General features: G+C 36.2%; 10 protein-coding genes. 7 read left to right on the plus strand and 3 right to left on the minus strand.

Annotated features, from left to right (window positions below; genetic code table 11):
* Nucleotides 1-478 precede the first annotated feature (478 nt).
* The 5 genes from DN408_RS05935 to DN408_RS05955 all read left to right on the plus strand — a co-directional run bounded on the left by DN408_RS05935 (nucleotide 479) and on the right by DN408_RS05955 (nucleotide 7,191).
* The gene (locus DN408_RS05935; RefSeq protein WP_147740004.1) at nucleotides 479-1,363 is read left to right on the plus strand and encodes a D-amino-acid transaminase; all 885 of its coding nucleotides are present in this window, start codon (nucleotides 479-481) and stop codon (nucleotides 1,361-1,363) included.
* Nucleotides 1,364-1,574: 211 nt separating this feature from the next.
* Entirely contained in the window at nucleotides 1,575-3,302 is a 1,728-nt protein-coding gene (locus DN408_RS05940) for a C40 family peptidase (protein ID WP_147740005.1), read from the plus strand.
* A 362-nt stretch (nucleotides 3,303-3,664) separates the two neighbouring features.
* Nucleotides 3,665-4,876: a NupC/NupG family nucleoside CNT transporter gene (locus tag DN408_RS05945; RefSeq protein WP_002016182.1), complete on the plus strand. Its 1,212-nt coding sequence runs from the start codon at nucleotides 3,665-3,667 to the stop codon at nucleotides 4,874-4,876.
* A gap of 261 nt (nucleotides 4,877-5,137) precedes the next feature.
* Nucleotides 5,138-5,893: a diguanylate cyclase domain-containing protein gene (locus DN408_RS05950; RefSeq protein WP_078421824.1), complete on the plus strand. Its 756-nt coding sequence runs from the start codon at nucleotides 5,138-5,140 to the stop codon at nucleotides 5,891-5,893.
* Entirely contained in the window at nucleotides 5,890-7,191 is a 1,302-nt protein-coding gene (locus DN408_RS05955) for a glycosyltransferase family 2 protein (RefSeq protein WP_078203610.1), read from the plus strand. The genes DN408_RS05950 and DN408_RS05955 overlap by 4 nt, the downstream gene beginning before the upstream one ends.
* A gap of 153 nt (nucleotides 7,192-7,344) precedes the next feature.
* On the opposite strand, the gene DN408_RS31915 is transcribed toward DN408_RS05955, so the two are convergent.
* Both DN408_RS31915 and opuD read right to left on the minus strand, forming a co-directional pair.
* Nucleotides 7,345-7,479 (minus strand): hypothetical protein, encoded by a 135-nt coding sequence (locus DN408_RS31915; protein WP_002034792.1) that lies wholly within the window; start codon nucleotides 7,477-7,479, stop codon nucleotides 7,345-7,347.
* A gap of 306 nt (nucleotides 7,480-7,785) precedes the next feature.
* Nucleotides 7,786-9,300 (minus strand): glycine betaine transporter OpuD, encoded by a 1,515-nt coding sequence (gene opuD, locus DN408_RS05960; protein WP_078177880.1) that lies wholly within the window; start codon nucleotides 9,298-9,300, stop codon nucleotides 7,786-7,788.
* Nucleotides 9,301-9,965: 665 nt separating this feature from the next.
* Between opuD and DN408_RS05970 the strand changes: the two genes are divergently transcribed.
* A complete protein-coding gene (locus DN408_RS05970; RefSeq protein WP_179957884.1) occupies nucleotides 9,966-10,850 on the plus strand; it encodes a cell wall-binding protein EntA in 885 nt (294 codons plus the stop codon).
* 85 nt (nucleotides 10,851-10,935) lie between these two features.
* Entirely contained in the window at nucleotides 10,936-11,238 is a 303-nt protein-coding gene (locus DN408_RS05975; protein ID WP_002129987.1) for a DUF3910 family protein, read from the plus strand.
* A 194-nt stretch (nucleotides 11,239-11,432) separates the two neighbouring features.
* Here DN408_RS05975 and DN408_RS05980 read toward each other — a convergent pair whose 3' ends face one another.
* Nucleotides 11,433-12,812, minus strand: a complete 1,380-nt coding sequence (locus DN408_RS05980) for a zinc ribbon domain-containing protein (protein ID WP_078421823.1) — start codon at nucleotides 12,810-12,812, stop codon at nucleotides 11,433-11,435.
* Between the last annotated feature and the right edge of the window lie 3 nt (nucleotides 12,813-12,815).

Below are 12,815 nucleotides of genomic sequence, written 5' to 3' on the forward strand. Positions count from 1 at the left end.
ACATCTTTATAATAAAATATGTAAACAAGGTTCCACATATTTCTTATCTCTCATCTTCAATAGGATCCCTTAGAGAAATGTGTGCATCATTTGTTTTCAACTTTCTTATAATTGTCTTTCCAAGTGTTTTGTTTGCATAAATGAAACCTTTAAAGACGATGTCCCTATGAATGATAGCTACCCTCCTTGTGCAGCATTCCATACGAATGTTGCTTTTTTTTTTTCAAAAAGCAGGATTCTTATTTCTCATTTCCGAATTTGTATATACAAAATGCTATAAAGTGAAACTTTAATCAGTGGGTGTTTTGTTCATCCCCCACTGATTATTAGCCCTCACCAATCGGGCGTTTACGGGCAGTTAATGCAGGATAAATCACCACTACTTCTCTGTGATTTACAAAATACATATACGTCATATGTATAGAATTGCTTACATAAAAATTACTATAGTGATTTTTATTCATGTACTAACGAAAGGATGGGACGAAAATTGGCATACGAAAGATTTGTACTATGGAATGATGCAGTTATTGATACAACAAAACATCGCGCGTACATAGAACTTGAAGAAAGAGGTTTACAATTTGGTGATGGCGTCTATGAAGTTATTCGCCTTTATAACGGAAACTTTCACTTATTAGACCCACATTTAACAAGATTATATCGATCCCTTGAAGAAATAGAATTATCACTTCCTTTCTCAAAAGCCGAACTCATCATCTTACTCTACAAATTAATTGAAAACAATAATTTCCACGAAGACGGAACAATTTACTTACAAGTATCTCGTGGTGTACAAGCTCGAGCACATGCATTTTCATATGACATATCTCCGACAATCTATGCTTATATTTCAAAAAAAGAAAGACCATCTTTATGGATTGAATACGGTGTACGTGCTATATCAGAACCTGATACACGCTGGCTCCGCTGTGATATTAAATCGTTAAATTTATTACCAAATGTATTAGCTTATACGAAAGCTGAACGCAAAGGTTGTAAAGAAGCACTTCTCGTACGAAATGGTATTGTAACTGAAGGTAGCCACTCTAACTTCTTTCTTATAAAAAACGGAACACTGTATACGCATCCAGCCAATCACCTTATTTTAAACGGCATTATTCGTCAGTACGTCCTTTCTTTAGCTAACACTCTTCAACTTCCTGTAAAGGAAGAGCTTTTCAGCGTTCGCGATGTTTATCAAGCAGATGAATGCTTCTTTACGGGAACGACTATTGAAATTTTACCGATGACCCATCTCGATGGAACTGCGATTCAAGATGGTCAAGTTGGCCCTATCACCAAATTACTACAAAGGTCATTTTCTCAAATCCTTTTAAAATCCAACAGCACATCTTCCTAAATACGAATAATCTTCTCATTTTCCACATCAAATATATGTATTTAAATGGAAATCAAGGTGCAGATTTATACCTTGATTTTTTTTTTGTAACCTTTTTGTCATATTCAGATTACCACATAAGTCTTGACAGTAATCGACATGCTCTTTAGAATTTTTAACAGTTGGTAAATATTTCTTCACTACATTACAGACAGAAAGGAATCGACAAATTATGAAAAAATACCTTGCCGGTCTTGCGGCAGTGTCTGTAGCAGGAGGAGCAGCCCCTACACTTGATAGCGTTCAAGCTGCCCCTGAACAAAATACACAAAAAGCTGCTACACAAACTGTCCAAGCTTCCGCATCAAACAATTCATCATATACGGTGAATGCTAGCGTACTACACGTTCGTGCAGGATCAAGTACTTCTCACGACGTCATCTCTCGCGTTTATAATGGTCAATCATTAAACGTAATTGGAGAAGAAAATGGTTGGTTCAAAATTAACGTTAATGGACAAACTGGTTTTGTTAGTGGCGAGTTTGTATCAAAAAACGGAGCAACGAATAACAATGTAAGCACAGGTGGAAACAATAAAGTTACTGCTGATGTATTACGTGTACGTACAGCTCCTAACACTTCTAGTTCTGTTTCAGGACGTGTATATGAAGGACAAACTTTAAACGTAATTGGAGAAGAAAATGGTTGGGTGAAAATCAACCATAACGGACAAACTGGTTATGTTAGTAGCCAATTTGTATCAGGCGCTTCTTCAAATACTGGCTCTACAAGCAATAACAACAATAGTAACAATGAAGCAACTGTTCAACCAGCAAGTGGAAACTATACAGTAAATGTATCTTCCCTTCGCGTTCGTACAGGTCCTAGCACTTCTCATCCAACTGTAGGTTCTGTTAAACAAGGACAGGTAGTACAAGTTGTAGGCGAAGTTCAAGATTGGTTCAAAATCAATTACGCGGGACAAACTGCTTACTTAAGCAAGGACTACGTAACAAAAGGCGGTTCTAACGAAAACGTCACTCAAGGTAACAACCAAGAGCAAAATAATAATGGAACTGTTCAAACTGGTGGTACTTACGTTGTTAACGCAACATCTCTACGTGTTCGTACAGGCCCTGCAGCTTACCATAGTGTAATTGGCGGCGTGTTAAATGGTACAACATTAAACGTAGTTGGATCTGAAAACGGCTGGTTTAAAGTAAACTACCAAGGAAAAACAGGCTATGTTAGTAGCGAATTTGTAAAATTCGTTAAAGGTGGCACAGCTACTCCTGAACAGCCAAAACAACCTGATCAAGGTGCAATTGGCGACTACTACATTAATGCTTCTGCACTAAATGTACGTAGCGGCGAAGGTACAAATTATAGAATCATAGGCGCACTCCCACAAGGACAGAAGGTTCAAGTAATCTCTGAAAACTCTGGATGGAGCAAAATTAACTACAACGGTCAAACTGGTTACATCGGAACACGTTTCCTATCTAAAACACCAGTTGGTGGCGCAGTAGATAATAAGCCTAACGACAACCAAAATAACAATCAAAATAATAACAACAATAATAATACTAATAATAGCGGTGACAGTTCTTCTCTACTTGCATACGCGAAATCTATGCAAGGCGTACCATACGTTTGGGGCGGTACTTCTGCTAATGGTGTTGACTGCAGTGGTTACATCTACCACGTATTTAAGAAATTTGGTCATAACATTAGCCGCCAAAGTGTTGCTGGATATTGGAGCAGCTTACCACAAACTTCAAGTCCACAACCTGGAGACTTAATTTATTTCAAAGATACTTATAAAGCAGGTCCTTCTCACATGGGTATCTACCTTGGCGGGGGATCATTCATCCAATCCGGAGATAAAGGTGTAGCAATCGCTTCATTAAACAACTCTTATTGGAAAAACCATTTCTTAGGGTATACGAAAGCACCTTAAGTTATAGTTTCAGAGCCTTCTAGTTTACTAGAAGGCTCTTTTTAAAAGACTCAACATAGTAATCCCCTTTCATTCTCTCTACGAAAAAATTATGCGTTCATTCTCCTATTTCATACACTATATTCTATTGAAATTGCCCAAAACGTTATCATAATGAATATATTTCAACAAAAAACATAACCTATTTCATGTCTATTCATTTTATATGTGTTTTTTCAAAGAATTTTCTTTTTATTTAAACTTTTCGTTAGACGTTTGACCTCCGATGTCCATTATGATAAGTTACTTAAGATGTTATATTCGCAAAAGTATAGACAACTGGTTTATACACTTTTTTACTATGAGGAAGGAGCATACACTGCATGAATGTTTTATGGGGAATTGGCGGCGTGATTGGAGTATTAGCAATTGCTTTCTTACTATCTTCTAACCGCAAAGCTATTAATTGGCGCACAATTTTAATCGCGCTAGCATTACAAATGACATTTTCATTTATCGTATTGCGATGGGATGCTGGAAAAGCAGGCTTAAAAGTTGCTGCTGACGGCGTTCAAGGATTAATTAATTTTTCTTACGAGGGAATTAGGTTCGTTGCTGGGGATTTAGTCAACGCAAAAGGCCCTTGGGGATTTGTTTTCGTTATTCAAGCACTACTTCCAATTGTATTTATTAGTTCATTAGTTGCAATCTTATATTACTTAGGTATTATGCAGAAATTTGTTAGTATCGTTGGTGGTGCATTAAGTAAACTTCTTGGAACTTCTAAGGCAGAAAGCTTAAATGCAGTAACAACTGTATTTTTAGGACAAACAGAAGCACCAATTTTAATTAAACCATACTTAGCACGTTTAACTAACAGTGAATTCTTCACTATTATGGTAAGTGGTATGACAGCTGTTGCCGGATCGGTTCTTGTCGGATATGCAGCAATGGGAATTCCATTAGAACATTTATTAGCAGCAGCAATTATGGCAGCTCCATCAAGTTTATTAATCGCAAAACTAATTATGCCAGAAACAGAAAAAGTAGATAATAACGTTCAACTTTCAACAGAGCGTGAAGACGCAAACGTTATCGATGCAGCTGCACGCGGTGCATCTGAAGGTATACAACTTGTTATTAACGTAGCTGCAATGCTAATGGCCTTCATTGCATTAATCGCTTTATTAAATGGCTTATTAGGATGGGTTGGTTCTTGGTTCGATATTAAACTTAGCCTTGATTTAATCTTCGGTTACTTATTATCACCATTTGCAATCTTAATCGGGGTTTCTCCAGGTGAAGCTATCCAAGCAGCAAGCTTTATCGGTCAAAAACTTGCAATCAACGAATTCGTTGCATACGCAAACTTAGGACCACACATGGCAGAGTTCTCTGCAAAAACAAATATGATTTTAACATTTGCAATCTGTGGTTTTGCAAACTTCTCTTCTATCGCAATTCAATTAGGTGTAACAGGAACGTTAGCTCCTACTCGCCGTAAACAAATTGCACAATTAGGGATTAAAGCAGTTATCGCTGGTACACTAGCGAACTTCTTAAACGCAGCAGTCGCAGGTATGATGTTCCTATAATTTTATATAAAACCTCCTCTTTTTAAAGAGGAGGTTTTTTTATATACTTTAAATATAATTTTCATATATATTAAATCCTTTATGTCTAGATGTATAGATGATATGTTACAATAATTAGTATGTCTGTTTATTTTTTCTTATAAAAGAGGGATACTACTTGATGTATCTCGCCCCAAAAAACTTCCAGCTACATGGTCATTTCTTAATAATTGTGCATACTACAAATATCCAGCACGAATTATTTTTAAGGAGGAAAGTTTCGTGAAAGATAAGTCCTATAAAGTCCTCTCTATGTGGATTTTACAAATTTTATTTTATTTTACTACTGTACATGTGACGAAATATGAGCACGCGCTCATTTTTACAATTATATATGTCATCATAAATGTACTATTCCTATTTTTACCTGATAAAACAGCATTTATTTTCTTCATACTAGGAACAATCATTTCAGTATTCTATTTATTTTATCAAGCGTGGCTGCACTTATGGAGTACATCAGATCAATGGGAATATATTATTACCCACTTCCTGATGGCAGCTAACTTCTTCATTGTTTATATTTCAACCCATCTATTAAAAAAGGTTATCCTTAAAAATAAAGAGTTAACTGAACGAGTGAGAGTGCTTGAGCAATACATTGGAGAATCAAAATTATTAACAAGACAAGAATTCGAAAGACGACAAGCTTTATTAACAACTGCGATGAATCGTCGTAATGAAACAGGCATTATCATTTTCTTTGATTTCACTTCCTTTAGTAAATATACGAAGGAAAGTGTCATGGATCGTGTAGCTTCATTATTAGTTGATACAGTCAGAGCTGACTTTGACCTTGCTGCTGAATATGACAGCAACACATTAGTTATTTTATTACAAAATACAAATGAAGCCGGTGCTGACATTGTAATGAACCGTCTACATCCAAAAATGGCACAATGGCTTGCTGCTGAAGCAATTCAAGATATTAAAATAAAACGAGAACAAATCAATGCAAAGGGACATATCACATTATGATGACACTCGTTATGCTTCTTTTATTTATTTTGTTTTGTGTACTTGTTTTCTGGATCAGCATCACATTTTCAATTAAATATGTATTGATTTTTACCGCCTTTCTATTCTCTGCTTTACTCGTTTATTACTCTTTCTTAACAATTGCGGGCTTAATTCATCGAAATAGTAAACGAAAAGATCGTACGCTAGAACATTATCCAAGTGTAGATATTTTAATACCTGCCCATAATGAAGGCGTCGTTATTAAAGATACATTAGAAGCAATGGCAAAGATTGAATACCCAGGCAAACTAAACGTTTATTTATTAAACGATAACTCTCAAGATGAAACACCTGAAATTGGCGATGATTTCGACAAAGCTTATGCTCATATTCATCACATTCGTGTACCACCTGGCGAACCGAAAGGAAAATCGCGTGTATTAAACTACGGCCTTAGCATTTCGGATGGTGAATATTTCTGTGTTTACGATGCAGATAATCAACCTGAACCACATGCACTGCGAATGCTCGTAGAACATGCTGAAACAACAAAGGATGCCGTTGGAGCAGTTGGACACGTTCGTACAGTAAATGAGAAAAGAAACTGGCTTACACGTATGATTTCATTAGAATTTCAGATTTTCCAGCTCCTTATGCAATCTGGACGCTGGCTATTATTCCAAACAGGTTCACTAACCGGAACAAACATGCTTCTTCGTCGTTCCGCATTAGAAGAACTTGGCGGCTATGATCCTTATGCAATTGCAGAGGATGCTGAATTAACATTAAGAATTACCCAAAAGGGCTATCTCTTACCAATCGTCCCGGAATCGATTACATGGGAACAAGAACCTGAACATTTAAAAATTCTTATAAAACAGCGGACACGTTGGCTTCAAGGAAACTTATACATTTTAGAAAAAATGTTTTCTTCATTAAGCTTTTTTAAAGGGAAACTTCTCGTCCATTCCTTACAACAAGTTTTAGTGTATGTCGTATTTTGGCTATTCCTAATCATTTCAAACGTTTGGTTTATAATTGGACTGCTCGGCATATTTCAAATTCAATATAGCATTCCATTACTATTTATGTGGTATGTCGCATATATTACATATGTTTCTCAATTATTTAGTGCTCAGAGCGTCGAACGAACCTTTACACCGACCAATATTTTCATAAGCGTCATTATGTACTTTACGTACGCACAGCTCTTTACGTATTTGTTTATTCGCAGTCTCATTCTTTACTTACGTGCAAAGAGCAAGAAACAAGTAATTGGTTGGGATAAAACAGTACGATTTAAAAAAGAAAAATAGATTTCATTAAAAAATAAGCACAGAGCGCCGTATGCTCTGTGCTTATTTTTTACCGTAATACTATATATCAGACAATACCCCTTAGCTGAAAGTTATTTCACGTCCATCCCCCAACGAACGATCGACCTTCATTTATATACGAAAAAGTGATTGCTATTTTTGTAGAACCAATTGCTTCTCTTTATGCTCTTTACGAGTTTCAGTCTTTGGTTCCGTGCTTTCTTGGACATTTCGATGTGCCACACGTTTCAAACAAATATGCTTCCACTTTCTTTCGTAACGTTTCATTATTCTAGTTGTCCCCCTTGAATGCGCTTTAAAACTATTTGAAATCGCTTACAGGAAATAATATAGCACATATACAGAAAAGTGACAACACATTTCCGACATATTTTTGTCAAAAATATGAATATAACGTGTAAAATATCAGATATTGTCGAACTATATCGATTTTTCTTTTTAAATTACCGATATCTATAGTATTCCGTAACAAAGTAATGCTTTTCCTACAATAGTATAGAACAGTGAAAAAGGACTGCCGACATTCGACAGTCCTAATACTATTTATATATACAGAATTTTTTTCTTCTATTATTAATGTTGTTTCATACGTCCTTCTTTTTGCAACTCTTTAAATAGTGCTGCAATCATAAAGAAAATAACAAATACGAACGGGAAGGCCGCAATAATCGACGCAGTTTGCAGCGCCTCTAATCCTCCGACATACAATAAGATCGAAGCTAACGCCGCTAGAACAATACCCCAAACCATTTTAATACGATTTGGTGGGTTTAAGCTACCATGTGTCGTTAACATCGCTAGAACAAACGTAGCAGAGTCTGCCGATGTAATAAAGAATGTTGAAATAAGTAAAATAGCTAACACACATAAAGCCGGTCCTATACTACCCATTTGGTCTAACATAGCAAACAATCCTACTTCTGTGCCCATTTCTTTAATTTGTCCATATATATTTGCACCATCAAATAGCTCCATGTGAATACCTGTTCCTCCGAAAACAGAGAACCAAAGCGCACCAATTACTGTTGGTACGAGTAACACACCAACAACAAATTCACGAATTGTACGCCCGCGTGACACACGAGCAATAAACGTACCTACGAATGGTGACCATGCAATCCACCATGCCCAGTAGAAAATTGTCCATGACTGAATCCATTGATTTCCGCCTTCATTTAATGGACTTAAACGGAAACTCATACTTGGCAATTCTTGAATGTATGAACCGATTGTTGAAGTGAAATAATTCATAATAAAGTTTGTTGGACCTGCAAATAATACAATTATCATAAGTGCAAACGCTAAAATAATATTCGCATTACTTAAATATTTAATTCCTTTATCGAGTCCCGTTTGCGCAGATAGCATATAAAGAACAGTTACAATTCCGATGATTACTAGCTGTGTCGGTAATGAGTTTGGAATAGATGTTAAATAACTAACACCACCCGCAATTTGCTTTGCCCCAAGTCCTAATGATGTCGCCACACCAAATACTGTCGCAAATACAGCTAGAACATCAAACATATGGGCAATATGGCCATGTTCACCGCCTTTAAATAGCGGACCCACAGTCGCACTAATTGTACTTGCTCTTCCTTTTCTAAATGTAAAATACGCAATACATAATGCTACAAGTGCATATAATCCCCACGGATGTAATCCCCAATGGAAAAATGAGAAACGAAGTGCAAGGCGTGCACTCTCTTCAGTCGCACTCTCTCCAAACGGAGGTGTGTATAAATGGTTCATCGGTTCTGCGACACCCCAGAAAACCAAACCGATTCCCATACCGGCACTAAATAACATAGCAAACCATGTCATATAACTATAATCAGGTTCATCATCATCTTTACCTAAACGAATCGAACCGTACTTAGAAACAATTAAGAAAATAGCAATTCCTAAGAAAATAGAAACAGAAATAATATAGAACCATCCAAACTTACTAACTAACGCAGCTTGAATTACAGTCGTTACATTTCCTAAGCTACCTTTTCCAATAATAGATTCGGGAATAATCCCCCAAAGTGTAAATGCAATACATAATGTTAATGAGACAATAAATGTTTTCGTCAGTTTCCTCATCAAATCCCCCTTCGTATGTTTCATTTCTTGTGAAAATCATAAATTCCGATATGTTAAATCGGATAGAAAACCATAGTTTTTTGTGGTGATTTTCTTTCGGCTCTCTCAAGTTTGCCTTCACCAATTAGAGTTCTTATGGACAGCCTTACCTTCCGTACAACCTTTCCACTCTGCAAGAGCTACAAGATTGGAATACTACTGTCAAATTGTGTGAGAAAAATGCGGATGGGAAGAGATTTTCCCAAAAAAGGATGTGTTACAGTTTTAAAAAAGGGCAGATTTATTCTTTACAACCCTTTCTTCTTGTAACAATTATGCGGTTTTTTGCTAGTATATAGCGCGTGTTTATAACTTCACAAACGAGATGTTTATGTTTATATAACTATATTACCCATAAAACGGTAAAATACTCAAGGAATGTAACTGTATAGTAATCATTATGTAATACCCCTGTAATATTTTTATTTACACCGAAAAAAATATGTTGTATTAAATATTTTGAATATAACTAGAAACCTACTAATTATATGGAATGAAAAACGCTTTCCTCTCATTCTAGCTATATTACAAAGTGTTAACGACTTATTACGAATGGTTTGTAATTGTGTGTTTTCCCAAAATCCGAAAAAATCTGTTGCTATAATGAGGACACGAAAACAAACGCAATGGAGGCTATCATGAAAAAATTAATTGGAATAGCAACAGCAGCAGTTTTTGGTCTTGGGATTTTCACCGCATCTGCTAATGCAGAAACTGTTGTAAAAACAGACGTACTAAACGTACGAGAAAACCCTACTACTGAATCAAAAGTTGTCGGTAAATTACAGAATGGTCATAAATTAGATGTTCTAAATACAGAAAACGGATGGTCACAAATCAAATTAGATGGTAAAGACGCATTCGTAAGTGCAGAGTTTACAAAGAACTCTTACTATGTAACAGCTAACGTATTAAATGTACGTGCTGAAGCGAACACAAACTCAGAAATTCTTGGAACGCTTAAGAAAGACGATATGATCGAAACAACGAACCAAGTACAAAATGAGTGGTTACAATTTGAATATAACGGGAAAACAGCTTATGTTCACGTTCCTTTCTTAACAGGTACAGCACCTGTTATCGAAAAACAAGAACAACCTGCTCCTGCTAAAACTGTAGCACCAGCTAAAGCACCTGCAGCACAAGCAAAACCAGCTGCTAAGCCTGCTGTGAAAGCTGCTGAGACTAGCACACCTTCTGGTGGTCGTGAGTTAACAGTTGTAGCTACGGCATATACAGCTCACCCAAGTGAAAACGGTGGCACATACGGCGGCCGTGTATTAACTGCAATGGGTCATGACTTAACAGCGAACCCAAACATGAAAATGATCGCTGTTGACCCGAAAGTAATCCCATTAGGATCTAAAGTATGGGTAGAAGGTTACGGAGAAGCTATCGCTGGAGATACTGGCGGTGCAATTAAAGGTAACCGTATCGACATCCTACTTGGATCAGATAGCGCTGCTCAAAAATGGGGACGCAAAACTGTTAAAGTGAAAATTTTAAAATAACCAATGACTGCTAAATTACAGCCGGTTCTCTTTATTGAGAGCTGGCTTTTATTTTTTATATAATGCATATAAGGAGGTGACGTCCATGAATTTACAAGCTAAGGTAGACTGGGTCGGTACACCAAAGCCGTACATATATAAAGATGATGTAACATATGATGCAATCGCAATTGACTTCTCACTAACAAACGATGACAATCGCTATAAATTAATTGTGCTCAAGTCTGAAGAAAATACACATTACAAACTCGTACAATACGGAATAAAACCAGGCTCTCAAAAACCATTCCCTATTGATATTCCATTCGAGCAAGAAATGCTACCGCTCATAGAACAAATATTAAATGATCCATATGTACAAGCGATATTAAAGGAAGCCCGCTTCTAATTGCAAAAAAGGATATCACCTAGTAGAATTTCCCAACTAGGTGATATCCTTTTTACTTTCCCTTCATGAACACGAGTAGAGAAAATTATATCAACGGTTCAACATGGAATATCGATTTACCGTCAAAGATTGACAATAACGGCAAGCTACCTAAAGAAAGAGGCTGTTCAAAATTGAACAGCCTCTTTCTTATATTAATGAGTCGGACCAGATACTTCCTCTGATTTCAGCGTATTATTCGCTCCAAGAGAATGGTACAATATCTTTCCATTTCCGTTAACAGTAACGATATGGTCATTATTAAAGCTCTTGAATTTTACAGAGCCGTCACCGTAACGAATATGATATTCTTCATATGTCGTTACTTTATATTTCGTCGCACTTTGACGTTCTACATTGCGAATATTCATTGTCAATAAATCTTCTGTAATTCCTTTTTTGTGTAGATATTGTAAGTAATCACGGTCTTCCTTATACGATTTCCCGCTCTTATCATAATCATTTTCAATTAAACTAAAATCGTTTAATGCAATTGCACGTACGTTATTATAAATATGATTTTGTACAAAATCTCCAACCGCTGAACTAGAAGCTTCTTTTGGGAACTTTAAGTAATATGTACTTTGATCTCCAACTTTAATACTTTCAGATTTCATCACACCAAATTCAGCGTTTTTCTCCAAATGTACTTCTACCGTTTCATCCGTCGGTACAGGACCAAGTTTATAACTTCCGTAATTTAACTTTCCGCGTTTCTTGCCATTAACAAATACCGTTGCATCGTTTTCATCAGACGAAATGGTTACATAATTTCCTTCAAGTGATAAATTCACTTCTACTGTCCCATTCTTTTCATCTGCTAAATCCACTTCTTTTTCTGTCTCTAATTCAGCAAGTTCCGTCTTCGCCTTTGCCTTTACAACATAAGCACCCGGGAAGTATGGACCTAATTCTTTCGAAGTTTTGTCACTAGAAAGCTCCGTTTCTTTTTTATCATTCACATATATTTCAGCATTCTTTGCAGTTGTGCTAACATTCATGTAATACGACTTCATGCTGAACTTATACTTCGGATACAAGAACCATTCTTTCCCGTCTTCTATAATTTTCCCATCTTTAAAAGATGCTTTATCACTTGCTAACTTTTGATCTACTGTCTCTCTTTGCAAATATGATAACAGTTCTTTATTATAAGAAGGATTCTCTTTTAAATAACGGATATACGCCTTAATATCTTCTGTCTTAACCTTTAAGGTTGGATCGTCTACTTTCAAAATCTCATCGATTGCATTCACATCTTTATTTTGGAATGCTTCAATCATTGCATTTACTTGCTTTTCCTTCGAAAACTTGCTAGCACCGAATTTATATGCGCCAAACAAAATAGCAAAAACAATGACAAAACCTATAAGTAAAAACATGTTCTTCTTACTTTTCACTGACTTTGTTTCTCTCCGCATTTCTGAGTGAGAAGAAGCTGTTTGATCAGCAATTTCTTCTACTTTACTTCCGCAATCAGGACAAAAGTTCAAATGATCCGCAACTTGTTTATTGCATGTTCCACAAAACTTCAAGTG

This window comes from Bacillus sp. AR13-1 (genome assembly GCF_008042285.1).
Lineage (GTDB): Bacteria > Bacillota > Bacilli > Bacillales > Bacillaceae_G > Bacillus_A > Bacillus_A mycoides.